Source organism: Fibrobacter sp. UWP2 (assembly GCF_900141705.1).
GTDB lineage: Bacteria > Fibrobacterota > Fibrobacteria > Fibrobacterales > Fibrobacteraceae > Fibrobacter.
In genome coordinates this window covers 56,907-76,004 of record NZ_FQYM01000005.1, presented here as the reverse complement: position 1 = coordinate 76,004, position 19,098 = coordinate 56,907, and the positions used below count along the sequence as shown (strand labels likewise).

Genomic DNA, 19,098 nt, shown 5'->3' with positions numbered 1-19,098 from the left:
GCTCTACTAATGGTTCTGTAGCTCAGTTGGTAGAGCAGTGGACTGAAAATCCGCGTGTCGTTGGTTCAATTCCAATCGGAACCACGAAGACCCTCGACGAAAGTCGAGGGTTTTCTTTTTTTTACACAGATTGTCTTGATTGCCTTAAATTGGCGATTTCGACTAGCCAGCACGGTTCTGGTCAGCAGCTTGAGCAGCGGCCGCGGCAGCCTGGGCGGCTTCCATTTCGGCACGAGCCTTGCGGAAGCAACCGAACACGTCGTCCCAGTGCTCCACAAGCACGTCGATGAGTTCCGGCTGGAACTGGCCGCCACGCTGCCTAATAAACTCTTCACGCACCTTTTCTTCGGGCCAGGCGGGCTTATAGCAGCGCGGGCTCGAGAGGGCGTCCAAAACGTCGGCAACGGCACAAATACGTCCAGCCAAGGGGATTTCCTCGCCCCTGAGTCCACGCGGGTACCCCTTGCCGTCCCAACGCTCGTGGTGGGAACCCGCCAACGTCGCCGCAAAGCGGAGGAGGTCGCGCTTGGACTTCATCAAGACCATTTCGCCATTAATGGCATGGGACTTCATGATGGCAAATTCATCGTCGGTAAAGCGTCCCGGCTTGTTCAAGATGGCGTCGGGGATGCTGACCTTGCCCAGGTCGTGCATGGGCGCCGCCAAGCGAATGCGTTCCGCCTCTTCTTCGGAAAGTCCGTAGTAGAGAGCCAGCTTGTAAGAAATTTCGGCCACGCGCTGAATGTGGTCGCCGGTCTCGCGGCTCCTGGATTCAGAGACATCGCCCAAGATATGGATTAGTTCTTCTTGAGTCGCCTCGAGTTCGACCTTGGACGCTTCCAGTTCCGCAGTCAAGCGCGCCGACTCGATTGTCTTGGCAGAATACACAGCAGTGAGCGCCAAGCGTTCCAAATCCTGGCGGGAGAAAACAGGCGTCTCCCCCTGCTTGTTGATGGCCTGGTAAACACCAATCACCTGACCCGCGCCGTTCATCAAGGGCACCGCCATCACCGAAGTGGTGCGGTAATGAGTTTTCTCGTCGCTGCGGCGATCAAAACGGTCATCCTTGTACGCATCGTCAATCAACAACGCCTCGCCCGTTTTGGCGGCATAGCCAACAAAACCGGCATTAAGCGGGATACGCAATTCACTCACGCCGTGCGCAACCTTGGTCCACAGCTCGTTCTTCTCGGAATCAATGAGCCACAAGGAGCAGCGATCCGCCTGCACCAGCAAGCGGCCAAGGTCAGCCATAAGCACCAAGAGGTTGTCCATCTTGCGTTCAGCCGCAATCTTGGGCATATAAGAGAAAAGCAAACCAAGAATTCTCTCGGAATCCGAGGACTCTCCCGAGGCAATGGCTTTCACAATATTGGCGTCATTCATTGATTCCATAGCACTACAAAATTAGTTAATATTTGTGAACATTTCAAAATCAATTGACGAAACAACCCATCTTTTTTTATCTTAGCTGCTACCATGGAGGAATAGGCTAATTGGTAAGTCAGCGGTCTTGAAAACCGCCGCCGTAAGGCTTGGGGGTTCGAGTCCCTCTTCCTCCGCTCAAAAGCACCGCAAAACGGTGCTTTTTTGCATTTGAAGCCACCCTACGGATTCCATTCCACCGAGTTGTCGGCAACAAAATCCATTACCGCCGTGGCGGGTTCCTCGTAAAGCAACGTGCATATTTTGACGTTCAACGGGAAGTCCTTCCCAAACGCCGCCATACAGGCTCCCGTTGTCGCCCCCGTGGTAAAAACATCGTCCACAATAAAAACAGTCCCCCTCGTCGGCATTTTTTCGGGAAGCATAGTTCCAAAGGCCCCTGCCACATTCCATTCCCGCTCTTCCCTAGAGAGTTTCGTTTGCGACACATGGAATGTTTTGCGGTAAAGCCACTTGCAAACACGCCCGTGAACCGCCCACGCCAGTGCGGCTGCGATTTTTTCGGCCTGGTTATACCCCCGCTCCCTGTACCTCGCCCTATGGAGCGGAACAGGGACAAAAAAATACGGCTCCGGGAACTGCGCCAAGAACTGGGACGCCAAGCCCCGGTTGCACAATGAAGAACGGCGCACCAGGTACGAGGCCACGCCGGGGATGCTCTTGTACTTGAGCGCATGGACGAGCCTCCGCGACAACGTACGCATCGGGAATAGGCAAACCACATCGTCGTTAGGGAAGCGCGTCTCCTTGGATTCGTTTGCCAAGGCCTGCCTGCAGGCAGGGCACAGCCACGGGTCCAGGACCTCAGACGTGGAACCGCACCCCAAGCATTCCATGCCAAAAACAAAATTCGAAAATCGTCTTGCCAAGTCCATATCGTCCGCCTTTAGGGTTTCCCTTAAAGAGCCCCTACCCTATAAACGGATTTTTGGAAGATTTTGTGCTAAACGATTTTGTAAAAAATTAGCGACGCTGTCCCTGGTAACGCATGCAGATAATCCCTCCCACCAGCACCATGCAGGTCATGGCGAAGGAACCTCCATAAGAGAGGAACGGCAGAGGAAGGCCCGTCACCGGCATGAGGCCGATGGTCATGGCGATGTTCACCAGGATGTGGAACAGGAATATGGTGCTCGCCCCCATTACGACCAAAGTAATGAAAGGATCCGAGTAGAGTTTGCTCGTCGAAGTGGCGCGCCACAAAAAGAGCGCGTACAAAACCAAGATGAACATACAACCGACAAAGCCGAACTGCTCGCCCAGCACGCTAAAAATGAAGTCGGTATGTTCCTCGGGCAAAAACGCGAGGTTGGTCTGCGTTCCATTGCCAAAACCCTTGCCGGTGAGGCCGCCCGAGCCAATAGCCGTGAGCGACTGCAGCACCTGGTAACCGTCGCCCAGCGGATCGCTCATGGGGTCCAAGAAGGTGTTCACGCGCTTTTGCTGGTGCGGTTCCAGCATGTTCCACGCCATGGAACTCGCATAGCCCGCAAAGATGTTCGCCACAAGGAAAAATCCAGTCAGCACCTTGGGAAGGCGACGGCGAACCAGTGCAAACACCACCGCGCAAATCAACAGTCCCCACAGCAACTGGAACACAACCGTCTGCGAATGCGAGAACAGCACCGAGAGCAACGGGCTCGTGAGCAGGAACATGTCGGTAAGGCTAAGCCCCGCAAAAAAGAACCCGACATACGTCACCGAAATAAAGACGAGCGCCGTACTCAAGTCTGGCTGCTTCAGCACCAGGCCAAACGGGACAATGAACAAAAGGAACGGCACCAAAAAAGTCTTGACCTTGGCAAGGTCCACCGGGTGGCGAGAGAGCCAGTACGATATAATCAGCAGGTAAGCAATCTTGGCGAACTCGGAGGGTTGCAACTTGATGAAGCCGAGATCTATCCAACGGCCGGCGCCCTTCACCACGTCGCCCGCAAAAAAGAGCACAACGCAAAGGAGAATCAACGCCAAAACATAGAGCGGCACCGCCATGCGCTTGATCCAGTCAATCCTCAAAAAGACGATGCCTGTCGCCAAAAGGCAGCCACCCAAAAAGTACACAATCTGTTTAAACCAAAAAGTCTCGTAAAACGGCAGTTCCTCGCTCACGGTCGCCGAGTACACCAATATGATTCCGCATGCCATCAGGGCAAGCGTCGTCAGCATAAAGAGCCAGTCGAACTTGAGCGATTTATCAAGGAAGCGTCCCGAACTCATTTTTTCACCTCATCTTCCTTGCCAAAGTAGGCCATCATCACTTTGCGCGCAATAGGGCCCGACACAGCGCCACCACCACCGGCGGCTTCCATAATCACGGCGACGGCGATTTCGGGGTTGTCGAGCGGAGCGACCGCCGCATACCAGGCGTGCGTCTTGGCGCCCTTCTTCCATTCGCCCGAACCCGTCTTGGCACCCACGCGGATTCCCGGCACGGCGCCGCGTTTGCCCGTTCCACCGGGGTGGTTCACCACCGAATCCATGGCGGCCATCAGCACGCGATGCGTCTCAGGCTTCATGTTCCCCGGGCGAATGATCTCGGGTTCAAAACGCTTGACCACGTTCCCTTCGGAATCGCGAAGTTCCTTCATAAAGTGCGGACGGTAGACGCCCTTGTTCGTCGCAAGCGAGCCCACAAGCACCGCCTGCTGTAACGGAGTCACCAGCTGTCCCTGCCCTATGGAGAGGTTCAGAATAAGGCCTCGCGCCCAACGCCAGCCCAAGCGCTTGTTCTTCGCATTGAACGAAGCGGAATCCGGAAGCCAGCCGCCTTTCTCGCCAGGGATGTCGACGCCAAGCGGATTCTCGCCCAAACCAAAACGGCGAGCGAACTCGTTGATGCGAGCCATGTCTATATCAAGACCCGCCTGGTAAAAGAACACGTCACAACTCAAGCGAATCGCATTCACCACATTCAGGCTTCCGTGAGTTCCCCAGCACTTTTGGTAGCGGGCGCCGTACTGGTAGCCGCCCGTACACGGCTTGGGGTAATACTTGGTTTCAGAGAGCACGCCGTTCTCGAGGCCCGCACCGGCGGTGACAAGCTTAAAGACGGAGGCCGGCGTATAAGTTCCCGAAATGGCTCGGTTGGTAAGCGGACGCATGGAATCGAGGGCAACATGCGCCCAGCCCTTATTACGTTCACGACGCTTAAGCGAAAAGATGTTCGGGTCCAAACGGGGCGAACTCACCATCGCAAGGATTTCCCCGTTGCGCGGGTCTATTGCCACCAAGGCTCCCCTTGCGCTATCGGGAATTGCCTCTTCGGCGACCTTCTGCAATTTCAAGTCGATTGTAGAGACCAAGTGCAATCCCGGAACCGGCGCCTGGCTCTCGACGCCTTTCACCAAGCCGATCTCCCTGCCAGAGGCGTTCACTTCTACAAGCTTGAGACCGTTCTTGCCGCGGAACTCCTGGTCGTAACCTTGCTCCAAACCCTTTTGCCCAATGCGGTCGCCCTGCGAGTAATTCTTGAACTCGGGCAGTTTCAACTGGTCTTCCGAGATCTCACCGGTATAACCCAAAACGTGGGAGGCAAGCGTGCCATACGGATACTCCCTGCGAGATTCAATGAGGGTCACGACACCCGGCAATTCCGCGGAATGTTCTTCAATGATGGCAACCTGCTCTGGAGAAGCATCCTCAAAAAAACGGATTGGCTTGTTCTTTATCCAACGGCTTCGCTGGAACGCGGTATCCACAGAGGCGGAATCAAAAACCCGCTCCCCGTTTTTGTCTTTTATGCGCAGCAAGCGCTGGAACACCGAATCACGTTCGCTTGATTTGCGGGGCAGGTTCATCGCCTGCAGTGCAATTTGGTACGAGGGCCTGTTGCGCACCAACACTTCGCCGTTGCGGTCGTAAATGTAACCGCGCTCGGCAATGAGTTCCACTTTGCGAATGCGGTTGTTCTCGGAGCGCTGGAGGTTTTCGTCGTAATGGGTGTACTGCAAAGAATAAAGGCGAATCAAAAGAATCGTGAACATAATGAACACGACTCCCATGAACACGAGCACGTTCCAGTTTCTGGTCTGGACATATTCGTTGTCCGTTTCCCTAAACATTGCGCTTCTTTTTCCCGCTCGACAAATAAAACACCACGGCGCCAACGACCACTGTATAAATGCATTCCGGGATAGTCTTCGAGAAAAACAGGTTGGTTACCACATCTTTTTCGAGACCCGTCAGCATAAAGTACAACATGTCGCAAACAAAGAACCCAATGGCGAGAACGGCCACCTTGGCGGGCAAGTTTAAAGTCAAGAATCTCTCTTCGAGTTGTCCCACCACAAATCCAAGAACAGTCATGGAAATTGTGTTGGCACCGAGCCACTCCACGGGCGCATATATGTCTTGCGAGAAACCTGCAAAAAATCCCCAAAAGCACCCTGCAGCAGGGCCGTACTTAATCGAGATAGAGACAATCAAAATAATCATGAGGTCCGGGCCTATTCCAAAAATCTGGAGCCAGTCAACCACGGTCGTCTGCAAAATAAAACAGACCAACAGCAACAAAAAAGTCTTGATCCACTTGAGGTTATTCATCCAACAACTCCTGGATAATCCACTCGGGATCCTTTTCCATCACAAAGACTTCTTCAAGCGTCGAAAACTCTTGGAACGGAGCCACATCCATAAGGCGCATCACATCGAGGTCCGATTCGCGAACCGCCTTTACCGTACCCACAGGGATACCCTTGGGAAAAATGCCGCCCAGGCCAGAGGTGATGAGCGTGTCGCCTTCCTTGACGCCTGCATGCGTCGGGACCATCGCCGTAAGCAAATGGCCATCCACCGATTCCAAGAAGCCAACCACACGCGTCCTGCGTTCAAGTACAGACAACTTAAGGTTCGGGTCCACCAGCAGCTGCACTCGTGAATGCGCATACGACGCCTTGGTGATTTTGCCAACCAGGCCATTCATCGAGAAAACCGGCATATTCTCTTTAACGCCGTGCCGCGTACCACGGTTAATCACAAGCGTCGTCAAAAAACGCCCCGCATTGTGCCCTACCACACGTGCCGTCACAATCGGGTAATCCCACTTGTCGTCAAAACGGACCAAGGTGTGGAGTCGGGCCAATTCTTGCAATCCCTCGCTCGCATAGTAAGTCTCTTGGCGGAGCCTTGCGTTTTCTTCTTTAAGGTGTTCGTTTTCGGCAGCCACAGAACGGAAGGCGTCCACCGACGAAATCACCATTTGCGCAGGGTAAAACACGGTTCCCAATACCGTAGAGACAATGCTGTTTTTCACGATGTCGGGAGCCTGCCTCATCAAAAGACCGACCAGCAAGAAGAACACAAAGGCAACAATACCGTGCCTTTGCGTAAACAAGTCGACAATAAAGCGGAAAGCCCTAAGCATCGAACTGCGGTATGGTGTTTGTGCTAGTTAGAAGAAGCGATCAAAACAGGACGATACTTGTCAAGGTCTTCGAGAATGCGAGCTGCACCCTTGCAAACACAAACCAGGGCGTCGTCAATCACGTTCACCGAAAGACCCGTCTCCTTGCGGATGCGTTCATCAAAACCGCGCAACTGCGAAGCTCCACCGGTCATGATGATACCCTTGTCGTAAATATCGGCAGAGAGTTCGGCCGGAGTCATGCTGAGAGCCTGTTTCACAGCCTCGATAATCGCCGTTACAGGTTCGTTCAGGGCTTCGCGAATTTCTTCGCTCTTGATGGTCATCGTGCGAGGCATTCCCGCAATAAAGTCGTGGCCCTTCACTTCCATCGTCAATTCTTCGTCGAGCGGGCTAGCAGAACCAATCTGGATCTTGATCTGTTCGGCAGTGCTCTCGCCCACCTGGAGGTTGTACATCGTACGGAGGTAACGCACAATCGCGTCGTCCATCTCGTCGCCACCTACACGAACTGAAGCGTTGCAGACCGTACCGTTCAATGCAATCACGGCGATATCGGAAGTGCCGCCACCGATGTCGACAATCATGTTACCCACGGGGTCTTCGACAGGGATGCCCATACCAACGGCAGCAGCCATCGGTTCATGTACTAGGTGAACTTCCTTCGCACCGGCCTGGCGGGCCGCGTCAATCACGGCACGCTTTTCGACTTCGGTAATGCCGCTGGGCACGCCAACCACCACACGAGGTTTCACCATCCACAGCGGGTATTTTTGCACGCGCTTGATAAATGTCTGGAGGAGGGTTTCCACCAATTCAAAATCGGCAATCACGCCATCGCGCATGGGGCGCACGGCACGGACTTCGCCGGGCGTACGGCCAAGCATCTTCTTGGCTTCAAAGCCAATGGCAGAAACACGGTTGTTCTTGCTGTCCACAGCAATCACCGTAGGTTCGTTAATGACAATGCCCTGGCCGGCTACGTGGACCAAAGTGTTCGCCGTGCCAAGATCAATACCGATATCGCAAGAAAAAAGACCGAACAAAATAGTGCCCTTTTTTTAAAGTGGAACTTTTAAAAAAAATATAGCATTTCACAACAAAATGTATAGGCTATTGGACTGAATCCTTGCCAAATAGCAGCGTCTTCAAATAGCGGTCCCAGTGGCGCGAGGCGGCGTCGTAGCGGTACTTGCGCTTCTCGTGCATGGCAATGTCCTTGTAAATAAAGAAGTCCACCTCGGCGTAGGCCGAGTAGATCTCTGCCGACGCACCTTCGAACAAACGAAAGTCCTTTACACGGTAATACGGCTCGTCCAGCAACGCCACCTTGCCCGAGGCATGCATCGTCTCGGCGACCATAAACTTGAGGTCCTCCTGCAGGTATGCCTCCAGTTTTTTCTCTATGCGTTCCGAAGGCTCTGTGCAACCCAAAAGGACAAGCGCCGAAAGCAGCAATACAATTTTTCTCATAGCCTAAAAATAGAAAATGCACATTCCACAAAAAAAAGGCGTGCCCGAGAGCACGTCTTCTTTTCAAAAATTCAAACTGCTATTAGAAACTATAGGTGGCGTCGATTCTGGAGAAGATGCGGCCTTCACCCTGGAACGGGTTGCGGAACAGCATGTCTTCGGCAACGGTCACGTCAATCTTGAGTTTTTCTTCGATGTTGATACCGAAGCCAAAGCCAACGTGGTCTTCAGAGGAACCATCGGCAAGCGGGTTCGTCGAGAAGAAGTTACCAGTATCGTTGCAAATGCCATTCTTGCCCTGGTTCTTGTCATCCACATCGCACTGCGTGTAAAGGATGGACTTCTTGCCGCCAACGCGGATCACGAACCAATCCCACCAAATGTTGCGTTCGATACCGAAGCTGATCATGCCGCCGATATCCTTGCGTTCATCCCAAGCAGGATCCTCATCGTTGTTGGCGTTGTAAGTAGCAACACCAGTGATATCGTCAATCATCCAGTCGTGAGCCTTCATCTTGTTCCAAATGAAGTCGGCGCCCAACCAGAAGAAGCCGCGATCCAAAGCGACGTTAATGCCGAGGCCGGCCATGGCACGGTCATCCTCGATGCCAGGAGCCTGGATCAACTTCATGCTGAAAGCCGGGACCAATTCACCATCAAGAGCTTCGAGAGTGAAGAAGGCACGAGACTTGGCCAAGAAGGAGAAATCGCCATCATCAAAGAAGTCCTGGTGTTCCGGTCCATACTGGATACGAGCCAAACCAAAGCTGAACTCGAAGTCGATGTTGCCACCGAACTGGAGGTTCAAACCACCATCAGCCTGGACGATGGAGGCGTATGCATTCTTGTCGACCTGGTAGGTGCCGCTCGGAGTTTTGTAGCCACCATCCTGGTGAGCGATGTAAACGTGCAAGCCCCATGCGTCGCCGTTCGTAAGCGTGCCACCCAAGAAGCCATCGAAGTTCGTCACGGTTTCGGGAGTAACGGTAGCGGTATTGCCTTCACCAATGACAACATCGGGGATGTACATGGTAAGTTCAGAGAAACGACCGAACAAGCCACCGATGGAGAGGCGCGGATCCGGATTGTTTTCGTCACCCATGGAGATGCTGAAGATGCCTCCGAAATCCGGATGCTGCGGATCCTGGTTTTCGCCAACAGGGACGTTCTGCGTGTAAGGACCGAAGCCACCAATCAAGTAGTTCGGATAAAGGTTGATATTCGCAGGGTTATCGAAGATACTCACATCGTCCATAATGTAAGTCGTATTCTTGCCCATAGATTCAATGCGAGCGAAAGTTGCGAAGGCGGACCCCACACCGAGGATGCCGAAAGCAACACCAACTGCAGCAGCAGATCTTAAGTTCATTGGATGACTCCTATTGAAAATTCTACCATAAAGTTAGTTTTATTCTTGCAAAAACGCAACAAAAAAATGCAAAAAAGACCAGGCTTTTAGGCCTGGTCTCTCTTTTTACACTAAAAGCGTGTAGTTCTTGAGAATTATTCGGAGAACGTGAACGGAATCGTAACCGTCGTGTTACCGGATTTCACCTTGCTGAACTTCCAGCGGCTCACAGCGGTTTTGACTTCGCCGTCAAATTCGCCGTAACCAGTTGTAGAAGAAGCAATGGAAATGCTGATAACTTCGCCACCCGGAGCAATCGTGAACTTCAAGGTAACCTTACCCTGGAATCCCGGTTTCTTCTTCAGGAACTTGTTATAGATGTGGCGCAGGCCCGGAGTACGCTGACGCACGACCTTCATGATGTCTGCAGCGGAACGAGATCCACCACCGGCACCCATGTCGATATCGCGTTCAGACGGAGTCTTGATGGAACCCTTAGCCTTGGTAGCGATACCACCGCCACCACCGCCGAGGAGGCCGGCCAAGCCGTCACCGATACCACCGGAACCGCCTTCTGCGTAACCTTCGTTGAAGCCACCGTCAGCCTTACCGCGACGACCGCCGAGCACGGTCTTACCCGTAGTCTGGAGGCCCGCCACGTCCTTGAGCACCTTGTCGATGTCCTTGGAGAACTTCTGGTTCTTCATCAAATCGTAAGCACCGGCACTGGCGTTCTTGGTCTGGGCAGTAAGGAGCTTGAGCACGCCGCGAGTCTGCGGAGCGTTCGGCTGGCCCTTACCACGCGGCTTACCACCGCCACCGGCCTTTTTACGAGGCTTCTTGGGCTCTTCTTTCTTCTTCTCTTCTTTCTTCTCTTCCTTCTTCTCTTCCATCATCATGGAAGCGGAGAGGTCTTCAGCTGCAGATTCTTCGAAGATCACTTCGTCGACCACAGCTTCGTACATGGAAGCCCACAGAGAAATTGCAAGAGCGACAAGCAAGGAGATACCGGCGATGGCGCCCATCTTCTTGTCGGATTCCGGCATTAGAGACGCTACTAACGGATCTACTTGTTCTTTTTTCTTAGCCATAGTTATTCCTCCCCGCCGTTCTTTTGCATCACGGCGAACGCGATGTTCGTGTAACCGGAGAAGCCGCAAGTGGCCATCACCTTATACATTACATCGTACGGGATATTCTTGTCGATCTGGACAATGATGTTACCGGCTTCATCGGCAGGAAGGCCCATCTTAAGAGCGTGTTCCTGTTCAATGGCGCGACGGTCCTTCAGGATTTCGTCCAGCCTGGTCACAAGCAGGTCTTCCTGAGCAAGAACGTCGGGCGTCGGCACGACTTGTTCATTATCGGCAATAACATAGTTCGCATCGACCACGACAGTCAGCGACACGGTCTTCGGCTGGATCTTCGACGTAGAAATCGGAAGAATCAAGTTTTCGGCCTGAGTCAAGAGCTGACCTTCAGCATCCATGTTCTTAATCATGAACACCAGAATGATGGTCATCATGTCCATCATGGAGGTCAATGAAAAAGGTACGTCTTCGCTATATTTACGAGTTCTTCTAGCCATGATTAACCTCCCAACTTAGCAAGATTGATCTTGGTGAACCCAGCTTCCTTGGAACGGTCCATGAGCTGGATGATCTTGTCAAATTGAGTATCATCGTTTGCCACGATAATAATGTTATCAACGTCTTCGAGGTCAATAAACTGCGTGTGGATAGCAATGAGGTCCTTCGCAATCAGGTCGTAAGCGGAAAGCGGATAGATTATGTTCTTCGCAGCGACATCCGGTTTGAGCGTACGAGCAGAGTTCGGAGTAAGGGTAGCGAGGGCAACACCGGCAGCAGGCTTCTTAAGAGCCGGCGGCGGAGTAAGGCCCATGGCACCTTCACCCGGCAATGCGATGAAGTTGTTGTTGCCATCTACGTAGGCACTGTCGGCAACGGGTTCTTCGGCACTACCACCATTGGAGTAGACAGCCCAAATAACCTTGCCGGGATCTTCTTCAGATTCCTTTTGGATAGCCCAGAGCTCGATGCTTTCGATTTCATAGAGATACTTCTCTTTATCCATCTCAGAGCCATCTTTGCACTTGGGGCCGTGACCGCTTTCTACTACTGACTTCACGTCTTCCATGGAATGCGTAATGAGCTTGGCATCGGACTTGCAGCGGAACGTCCACATTTCCTTGAAATAGACGTTCGGCTGGAAACCACCGCGAGCACCAATCACAAGGTAATCGCTGGTGATAGCGAGGGACAAGTTCAATGCTTGCTGGTCCGGTTCCGGAGGCGTTTCGTTGTCCATCTGCATCATACTACGTTCAGGCAGATTGACTTCGACAATAGCAAGCTTAGAGAAAGCCGTCATGGTCAAAAGCATAGGAATCAGAATAGTGAACAAGCCCATCGCCGGGAGCAAATCCGGTTCTTCAGGCTTAGCTGATTTCTTTAATTGTTTTGCCATGTTTTATAACTCCAGTTAAAATTACTCTCGGTTAATGATTAGGAGAGGGAGTTGATAATCTTGAGGCCCTTTTCTTCCATTTCCTGGATAAGGCGTTCGGAGTTCATGTTGAGGATACCCACGATGACCAGGAGAGGCACAGCGGAGAGAAGTCCGAGGAGCGTCGTACCCATAGCGATAGCGATACCGTCGGCAAGAGCCTTAGCACGTTCAGAAGCCGGTTTGTTAGCCACAGCGTCGAATGTGAAGATCAGACCGTAAATCGTACCCATAAGTCCGAGCAACGTAGAGATGGAAGCCATAACCTGGACAATGCTAACGTAACGAGTCAGACGCGGAGCTTCAGTCAGGAACACAGCGTCGCAAGCGGCCTGCATCTGTTCGCGGCCACCGGCACGGTTGCTGACAATGGCAGACATAATGCGAGCGACCGGGAGGTTCGTTGCATTAGCCAGGCTCAAAGCCTGGTCGAAGTTCTGAGAGCTGATCAGCTTACCGAAGTCAGCGAGGAACTTAGCGCGGCCCTTAGAGCTCTTCACCATGATGTAGACAATACGTTCAATGGAGAAACCGAGACCGATGATGAACACGGCCAAGATGATCCACATGAACTGCCAACCATCGGATTCGGGGCTGAAAGATTGAAGCATTTTAGACATTAGAGTACTCCTTTCGAGTGTTGTTTTTGGTTTGTTTTTTGAAATTCTTCGTTCATATTTATTTTTTTTAGAGCATTTTGGGAGGGTAGGAGGCTGTAAAACTTTCTTTACCGCCTCTAAAACCGCCCTAAAACCCTACAATCAAGGGGAACCCTATGAACTAGGTTCCCCAGTAAAATTGTTTTTACCGCTACCTTTTCTTGCCTTTCTTCTTGCCCGAAGCCTTCTTGGCGGGGGCAGCAGGGGCAGGAGCCGGTTCGGAAGCATCCATGGAGGCGTCATCCATACCACCCATGGAGGTGGACGGAGCCGGTTCCATCTGCTTCTTCAATTCAGCGAGTTCAGCCTTCAACTTTTCGTTTTCAGCCTTCGCGTCCTTGATAATGTCGCGGTAGGTGTTGATCTGTTCTTCCGGAGTCATGACTTCGGACTTGGAGATCTGTTCCAAACGAGCCTTCGTCTTGAAGTAAGACGGGTCTGCGAACAAAGTAGACGGGTCAAACTTTTCGATCTTGGTGTTCAGCGTTTCGTTATTTTCGTCCAAGCTCTTGAGGAGTTCGAACAACTTAGCGGTCCACTGGTTGTCAATGCCGTAGTGAGCAGAAGCCTTGATACCCGTAGCACACTGCGGAATGGCGAGCTGCTTGGCTCCTTCGGAACGAGTGTTCAACTCTTCACGGTAGGCTTCCAAGTCTTCGTGGGCCATTTCGATAGCGTCTTCCTTGACGGCGCCTTCGTATTCCACATACTCCTTCACAATGGCGGCGGAGTCGGGGAGCGGGGAGTTGGCGAATGCATCGGCAACTTCAACGAACACGGCGCAGCCCTGGTAGTACATTTCAATGTAACCTTCTTCGGCCTCGACCACGTCCTTGTTGTAGAAGCCCTGGTCACGAGCAAGGTCAATGTTCTTCTGGAAAATCGGACGAGCCTGTTCGTAGTAGCTCGGCAGCTGTTGCACAATACCGATGCGTTCTGCGAACTTTTCTTCTTCCTTCTTGCCGTTGAGTTCCTGTTCACGGATCTTGGCGGCCATGGTCACAAAGAGCATACCCATCTTGTTGGTGGCACGGAAGGTCCACTTTTCAGAGGCGTAGGTTGCAGACTTGGAGTACTGGCTCATAGCCTTCTGGAGGATTTCGACCAACTGCTTGATAACCTTGGCCTTGTCCTTTTCCTTGCCCTTGATGACGATCGGTTCCATCTTGTGGTACTCGTATTCACCGAGGAAGAAGGCAGCTTCAGCCGGGACGCCCGGGTCAGCATTCTTGATCTGAAGACCGTACTTGTCGTAGGCTTCGAGAGTCTTGCGGTAATCTTCAACAGCCTTTTCTTCTTCCTTCAATTCCATATAGGCGCGAGCGGCACCGATATAGGCAGCGATGAGCTTTTCCTTGTCGTCGTTGCCGTAGTTCTTGATGAAGAAGTGGTATTCCTGAGCAGCGAGATCCCATTTCTTGGCGTTGCCGTAAGCAACCGGGATGCTGAACGCGGCGTCGAGAGCGTAAGTGCTCTTCGGGTAGTCGCGAACGAGGTCCTTGGAGCAGCGGATGGCTTCGTCGGTCATCTTGGCTTCGTCGTAGCTCAAGCAGGCGCTATAGAGGAAGGCCGGAGTCTTTTCGTGCTTCGGGTAGCGCTTGTAGGCGAGCTCGAAGGTCACAGCGGCGTTCTTCTTGTCCGGAATGGAATCGTAAGTCTGGGCAGCGAAGCCGATAGCCTGGAAGGCCATGGAATCCTGCGGGAAATTGTTCGTAATGAAGAGGAACGTGGTCGCAGCCTGCTGCGGCTTGCCACCCTTCTTGTAGTTGCTGGCCGCACGCAAGATACCCTTGATGGTCAAGGAGGAAGATGCGTAGGACTTCGGCAAGATCATGAAGGTTTCGGCAGCCTTGTCGTGCTGCTTAGCATTTTCGTAAGCGACACCGGCTTCGAACACGGCCTTGTCGGCGAAGGAGACGAGCGGGTAGCGCTTGACGAGAGCCAAGTAAGCCACGGCACCTTCTTCGTAGCGCTGGTTCTTGACAGCCTTTTCAGCCTTCTGGAAGAGCACGGCTGCGATAGCCTTTTCAATTTCCTTGGCCATGGAGTCGTTCTTAGTGGCCTTCACATCGTGGTACTGCTTGTAGAGCCATTCGAATTCGGTCAAGGCTTCGTCGAGCTGGTCGGATTCCAAGAGGGACTGAGCAAGCATACGGCTGATGAGCAAAATGTACTGGTGGTTCGGATACTTCTGGCGAAGTTCACGAAGCACGGTCACAGCGGTCTTGTACTGCTTGGCATCGTAATGGACGATGGCGGCGTTGTAGGCAAGTTCTGCTGCTTCCTTGTTCTCGCCGTACTTCTTCATGTACTTGTCGACCTGGGCGAAGTAAGCCTTGGTCTCGGGGAGGTTGTAAGCCTTAACGGCATCGTCGCCAGCCTTCTTCTTCTTGGCGTCTTCACGAGCCTGGTCCATCATGAGAACAGCGTTGTAGGCAGCTTCTTCCTTCTTGAGGAGAGCTTCGGAGCCCATCGGACGACGGCCATAACGGGTGGTGTCGGTATCGACAATCCAGTTGAACATTTTGGCGGCGTTAGCATGCTGGCCCATTTCTTGGTAAACGAGTGCCAAGTTGATGTGCACCTTGTATTCGTCCCAAGTCGGTTCCTTGGCATAGCGTTTGAGGAACGCTTCGTAGGCCTTGATGGCTTCGGCATACTGCTTCTTGCCGGCTTCCAAGTCGCCTTCCTTGGTGAGCTTGGCCGCACGAGCATGGTGGTACTGCGGGATGTCGAGCATAGCGCCACGGATAGCCGTTTCGGCGTTCTTCACAGATTCCGGATACTTCTGGTTTTTCTTGTACCAGGAGGAGCTACGGTCATAGCGCTTCACAACAACATAACGGTGCTGCTGGGCTTCTTCGAACTTCTGCTGGATGATGAGGATTTCGATCATCGCAATATCAGCAAGCGGAGCGTCGATGTAGTCCGGGTTGATGGACATCAAACGCTTGAAGGACTGGACGGCTTCTTCGTTACGGTCGTGGTCCTTGTTCTTCATACCGATACGGTAGTACACGGAATCCTTGAACGGGACTTTCTTGTCTTTCAAGAAAGCTTCAGCTTCGGCAACACCACCACCTTCGAGGTCAGAGAAGGAGGCTGCCATGAAGTCCATAGCTTCTGCGCGCAAGTCGTTCGGGTATTTACCCTTGTCGGCACCGATGATGTAATCGTAGTACTTGACGGCAGCGGTTTCGTATTCGGCAATATTGTAGTAGGATTCGGCCAAGTGATACATGGCGAGAGCGGCTTCTTTACCGGTGAGGTTTTCGAAGCCAGTCACCTTCTTGTAAGCAGAGATAGCGTCACGGAACTTGCGATTCATGAAGTGGTATTCTGCAATACGGAGCCAAGCCTTCGGGACAAGGCCGTTATCCGGGAAGTTACGGACGAGGCGGTCGCGGAGGTGGAAGGCCTTGTCGTCTTCGCCGCTAGCTTCTTGCACGGCTGCAGCCTGGTAGAGCACCACAGGAGTCTTGTCTTCCTTAGGATACTTATCGATGTATTCGAGGAAGTAACCGAGGGACTTCTGGTGGTCAGCCTTCGGGAACTGGTCGATGTTGGCGCACTTTTCGGGCTTGTTATCGCGGTCGGCGCACCAAGCGACATCTTCTTCGTACTGAGCCTGCTTATCGAGGAACAGCTTTTCTTCCAACTGGAACTGGTAATGACCCAGCTGCTGGAGGGCGGAGGCGCAGCGCTTGTTCTGCTTGCCCTTACAGTTGTTTACCTGTTTTTCCCACTGGGCAATGGCATCCTGCATGCCCTTCTCGTCGAGGCCACCCGAACGGCAAGCCTGTGCAGCTGCGTTCTTGGCCACCTTATAGGAGTTGGCGCATTCTTTGTACTTGGCGGAGCCTTTCTCCATGGACTTGCACTTGGCAAGCAATTTCTTTGCTTCGTTTGTTTTTTCCTTGCAAGGATCGGCGGCAAATGAAGTACCCACTAGGGTGCAAATCATCGCCATAGCCAGAATGATTTTTTTCATCGTTCTCTATCCACCTATAGTTTCATAAAAGGGGAGGCCCCGGAATTATTCCAGGTCCTCCAAATCTTCGAGTTCTTGTGCAGCTTCAGACGAACCTGTAGAACCCTGGCTCATCTTGGTCTTCACAGTAGCCAAGGTAAAGCCGACGTCTTCCTGAATGCGCTTGCGGTTGGATTCGAAGCGGTCACTCTGGATGGACTTTTGAGTAAATGCTGCATACTCTTCGATAGACTGGTTGGCCTTATCGAAGGTCGGACGGAGGGCTTCACGCTTGCTTTCCACACGCGGGGTGGGGAGTTGGCGAGCGAGATCCAAGGCCAGCACCTGAACAGAGTCAAATTGGTCCTGCATGGCATCGTAAGCCTGGCGGGCGCTATCGCGGGCGGCGACAGTCACGACCGGCTGTTCGGTACGCTTTTCAGCCTGTTCAAGGGCCTTGGCAGCACCGTTGTAATCCTTCTTCATGAAGTGGCAGTAACCAATCACCAGGTAGGCTTCAGAAATCAGGAAGGATTCCGGAAGGTTGTTGATGATCCACTGCGCCGGCTTCATAGCCTCGTCCGGCTTGTTCACCTTGAGGAAGGACCATGCAATACCGAGCATAGCTTCGTCGTACACCGGGGAACCGGCTTCGACCTGGCCATACATCTGGGCAGCAGTAGCAATGTCCGGCTTTTCGCCAGAGAAGTAGATGTGGCCGAGTTTCACCTTGGCGGCATCCTGCAAATCGCGTTCAGACTGGTTGGAAACCGGCTGTTCCGTAATGTCGCGGAAGCAGTTTTCGGCTTCTTCCCACTTGCCCATGCGGCTATAGGCGATACCCATAGTATAGCGGGCGTAGAAGTAGTTGGCGTTACCCGGAAGGATGGCGGCGAGGAGGTCGACAGATTCCTGGTAGAGGCCCTGTTCGAACTTGATCTGGCCGGCAACGTAGTCGGCGTCAGCCTTCACGTCGCTTTCACCGAACTTCTGGGCGATGTTCTGGTACTTCGCCATAGCTTCGGTGTACTTGCCTTCCTTATAGTCGATGTTCATCAACTGGAAGTGATACTTGGCGCGCTGGTCACTCTGCGGATAGCGCTTGATAGCGTCTTCGTACACGGCCTTGGCAGCCTTGTGCATACGGAGGTTTTCAAAGGACTTTGCCTTGTAGAACGCAGCCTGGTCAACCAAGTGGAAAGCGGGGTACTTGGTCTGGACCTTACCGAAGGCATAGGCGGCTTCGAGGAACTGACGGTTCAAGTACAAGCGCATAGCGGCACGGTAGTCGTTTTCAGGTTCAATCTTCAAGCGGCGATAGCGTTCTTCGCCAATCTTTTCTTCACGGGTGTCACCGAAGCGGGAGGTCAGCTTCACGGCCCAGATAAAGCCGCGGTTCTTCTTTTCCCACAGGTCGTCGTGAGAGAGTTCAAGATCAAGAGCGAGGTAACGGAAGATGCTCACGTCCTTGACGTTCACCGTGGCACCGATCACCGGGTAGCATTCCTTGGTGAAGCGGGCGCGCACACCGAGGTGCGGGGAGAGGTAGTAGGTCAAGGTGAAGCTCGTTTCGAGGTTCATGCCTTCACCACCTTCGGAGCTTTCGTGCATCACGTCGATGATGGAGACTTCGGCCTTGGCTTCCAAGCTGCGGTTGAGGCCGCGGTAGAACAAGCTAACGTTCAAGTTGGAAGGAATCTTGTAGGCTTCGCTCTCGGTAAAGAGGACGAACTTCATGCCGCTTTCTTCGGCAGCGGTGCTAACCGCAGGCTGAAGAACGTTCTGCATGGCGACACCAACAAGGAGGTAGCCGTACTTGGAAGAGGCAAGCGGGTTCCAGTTGATACCGATATCGGCACCCATGGTGAGCTGCTTGACTTCGTCGAACTGGTTGATGTAAAGGACGGAGATGTCGACACCCAACGCAAGGAACTGCATTAAGTTGTACGCATAACCGAACATGAACGCATATTCGCCGTAAGACGGGCCGTCGTCAATGGAGGCGCCGTTTTCGAAGAACGAGAAGCCGAGCGTATGCTTGTAGTCCATCGGGAACGTCAAGCTGACGTATTCCTGGCTGGCTTCGCCACTGATGGAGCTAAAGAACGCGGCGCTGAATTCAAGCTGTTCCGTCTCGGAAATTCCAGCCGGGTTCACGTACATGGCGGTGTTGCCGCCAAATTCTGCGAACCAGTCGTTCTGCTGGTACTTGTGCGGAGAATAGGTAGCCTCAGCGAACAAAGAAGTGCTGGCTAAAGCGAGTCCAAAGACTGCTGCTTTCTTGATGAAACTAGTATGCATCATCACCTACTCC

Annotated in this window: 15 protein-coding genes and 2 tRNA genes; 2 read left to right on the top strand and 15 right to left on the bottom strand. The window is 52.9% G+C overall.

All coding sequences use genetic code 11. The annotated features are described in order from the left end of the window. The first annotated feature begins 11 nt into the window (after window positions 1–11). Window positions 12–84 (top strand) — tRNA-Phe (locus tag BUB55_RS04390). A gap of 78 nt (window positions 85–162) precedes the next feature. Here BUB55_RS04390 and BUB55_RS04385 read toward each other — a convergent pair. Further along, window positions 163–1,395: an HD-GYP domain-containing protein gene (locus BUB55_RS04385; protein ID WP_234971796.1), complete on the bottom strand. Its 1,233-nt coding sequence runs from the start codon at window positions 1,393–1,395 to the stop codon at window positions 163–165. 86 nt (window positions 1,396–1,481) lie between these two features. Here BUB55_RS04385 and BUB55_RS04380 point away from each other — a divergent pair. Continuing rightward, window positions 1,482–1,562 (top strand) — tRNA-Ser (locus BUB55_RS04380). 45 nt (window positions 1,563–1,607) lie between these two features. Here the strand turns inward: BUB55_RS04380 and BUB55_RS04375 are convergent. From BUB55_RS04375 to BUB55_RS04310, 14 genes are all read right to left on the bottom strand, one after another. Then, window positions 1,608–2,282: a ComF family protein gene (locus tag BUB55_RS04375; protein ID WP_234971795.1), complete on the bottom strand. Its 675-nt coding sequence runs from the start codon at window positions 2,280–2,282 to the stop codon at window positions 1,608–1,610. 127 nt (window positions 2,283–2,409) lie between these two features. After that, window positions 2,410–3,663, bottom strand: a complete 1,254-nt coding sequence (gene rodA, locus BUB55_RS04370) for a rod shape-determining protein RodA (protein ID WP_073188559.1) — start codon at window positions 3,661–3,663, stop codon at window positions 2,410–2,412. Continuing rightward, the gene (gene mrdA / locus BUB55_RS04365) at window positions 3,660–5,507 is read right to left on the bottom strand and encodes a penicillin-binding protein 2 (protein ID WP_073188557.1); all 1,848 of its coding nucleotides are present in this window, start codon (window positions 5,505–5,507) and stop codon (window positions 3,660–3,662) included. Before mrdA ends, rodA begins: the two co-directional genes overlap by 4 nt. Continuing rightward, window positions 5,500–5,988, bottom strand: a complete 489-nt coding sequence (gene mreD, locus BUB55_RS04360; RefSeq protein WP_073188556.1) for a rod shape-determining protein MreD — start codon at window positions 5,986–5,988, stop codon at window positions 5,500–5,502. The genes mrdA and mreD overlap by 8 nt, the downstream gene beginning before the upstream one ends. After that, window positions 5,981–6,808, bottom strand: coding sequence for a rod shape-determining protein MreC (gene mreC / locus BUB55_RS04355; RefSeq protein WP_073188554.1), 828 nt, complete (start codon window positions 6,806–6,808; stop codon window positions 5,981–5,983). The genes mreD and mreC overlap by 8 nt, the downstream gene beginning before the upstream one ends. A gap of 23 nt (window positions 6,809–6,831) precedes the next feature. Beyond that, window positions 6,832–7,854, bottom strand: coding sequence for a rod shape-determining protein (locus tag BUB55_RS04350; RefSeq protein WP_073188552.1), 1,023 nt, complete (start codon window positions 7,852–7,854; stop codon window positions 6,832–6,834). 67 nt (window positions 7,855–7,921) lie between these two features. After that, the gene (locus BUB55_RS04345; protein ID WP_073188550.1) at window positions 7,922–8,281 is read right to left on the bottom strand and encodes a hypothetical protein; all 360 of its coding nucleotides are present in this window, start codon (window positions 8,279–8,281) and stop codon (window positions 7,922–7,924) included. 82 nt (window positions 8,282–8,363) lie between these two features. Continuing rightward, window positions 8,364–9,650: a hypothetical protein gene (locus BUB55_RS04340; RefSeq protein ID WP_073188548.1), complete on the bottom strand. Its 1,287-nt coding sequence runs from the start codon at window positions 9,648–9,650 to the stop codon at window positions 8,364–8,366. 134 nt (window positions 9,651–9,784) lie between these two features. Then, window positions 9,785–10,720: an AgmX/PglI C-terminal domain-containing protein gene (locus tag BUB55_RS04335; RefSeq protein WP_073188546.1), complete on the bottom strand. Its 936-nt coding sequence runs from the start codon at window positions 10,718–10,720 to the stop codon at window positions 9,785–9,787. Window positions 10,721–10,722: 2 nt separating this feature from the next. Next, entirely contained in the window at window positions 10,723–11,217 is a 495-nt protein-coding gene (locus tag BUB55_RS04330) for an ExbD/TolR family protein (RefSeq protein WP_073188544.1), read from the bottom strand. Between the two features lie 2 nt (window positions 11,218–11,219). After that, a complete protein-coding gene (locus tag BUB55_RS04325) occupies window positions 11,220–12,116 on the bottom strand; it encodes an ExbD/TolR family protein (RefSeq protein WP_073188543.1) in 897 nt (298 codons plus the stop codon). Window positions 12,117–12,154: 38 nt separating this feature from the next. Continuing rightward, the gene (locus BUB55_RS04320) at window positions 12,155–12,775 is read right to left on the bottom strand and encodes a MotA/TolQ/ExbB proton channel family protein (protein ID WP_073188541.1); all 621 of its coding nucleotides are present in this window, start codon (window positions 12,773–12,775) and stop codon (window positions 12,155–12,157) included. Window positions 12,776–12,965: 190 nt separating this feature from the next. Further along, complete coding sequence (locus BUB55_RS04315) at window positions 12,966–16,805, bottom strand: tetratricopeptide repeat protein (RefSeq protein ID WP_073188539.1); 3,840 nt, start codon at window positions 16,803–16,805, stop codon at window positions 12,966–12,968. Between the two features lie 45 nt (window positions 16,806–16,850). After that, a complete protein-coding gene (locus BUB55_RS04310) occupies window positions 16,851–19,088 on the bottom strand; it encodes a tetratricopeptide repeat protein (RefSeq protein WP_073188537.1) in 2,238 nt (745 codons plus the stop codon). Window positions 19,089–19,098 lie beyond the last annotated feature (10 nt).

Excerpts from the sequence above, each read along its gene's own strand:
- BUB55_RS04325 (WP_073188543.1), bottom strand. The coding sequence starts at position 12,116 with ATGGCAAAACAATTAAAGAAATCAGCTAAGCCTGAAGAACCGGATTTG.
- mreD (WP_073188556.1), bottom strand. The coding sequence starts at position 5,988 with ATGAATAACCTCAAGTGGATCAAGACTTTTTTGTTGCTGTTGGTCTGT.
- BUB55_RS04345 (WP_073188550.1), bottom strand. The coding sequence starts at position 8,281 with ATGAGAAAAATTGTATTGCTGCTTTCGGCGCTTGTCCTTTTGGGTTGC.
- BUB55_RS04385 (WP_234971796.1), bottom strand. The coding sequence starts at position 1,395 with ATGGAATCAATGAATGACGCCAATATTGTGAAAGCCATTGCCTCGGGA.
- mrdA (WP_073188557.1), bottom strand. The coding sequence starts at position 5,507 with ATGTTTAGGGAAACGGACAACGAATATGTCCAGACCAGAAACTGGAAC.
- BUB55_RS04320 (WP_073188541.1), bottom strand. The coding sequence starts at position 12,775 with ATGTCTAAAATGCTTCAATCTTTCAGCCCCGAATCCGATGGTTGGCAG.
- BUB55_RS04315 (WP_073188539.1), bottom strand. The coding sequence starts at position 16,805 with ATGAAAAAAATCATTCTGGCTATGGCGATGATTTGCACCCTAGTGGGT.
- BUB55_RS04375 (WP_234971795.1), bottom strand. The coding sequence starts at position 2,282 with ATGGAATGCTTGGGGTGCGGTTCCACGTCTGAGGTCCTGGACCCGTGG.
- BUB55_RS04340 (WP_073188548.1), bottom strand. The coding sequence starts at position 9,650 with ATGAACTTAAGATCTGCTGCTGCAGTTGGTGTTGCTTTCGGCATCCTC.
- rodA (WP_073188559.1), bottom strand. The coding sequence starts at position 3,663 with ATGAGTTCGGGACGCTTCCTTGATAAATCGCTCAAGTTCGACTGGCTC.
- BUB55_RS04310 (WP_073188537.1), bottom strand. The coding sequence starts at position 19,088 with ATGATGCATACTAGTTTCATCAAGAAAGCAGCAGTCTTTGGACTCGCT.
- BUB55_RS04335 (WP_073188546.1), bottom strand. The coding sequence starts at position 10,720 with ATGGCTAAGAAAAAAGAACAAGTAGATCCGTTAGTAGCGTCTCTAATG.
- BUB55_RS04330 (WP_073188544.1), bottom strand. The coding sequence starts at position 11,217 with ATGGCTAGAAGAACTCGTAAATATAGCGAAGACGTACCTTTTTCATTG.
- mreC (WP_073188554.1), bottom strand. The coding sequence starts at position 6,808 with ATGCTTAGGGCTTTCCGCTTTATTGTCGACTTGTTTACGCAAAGGCAC.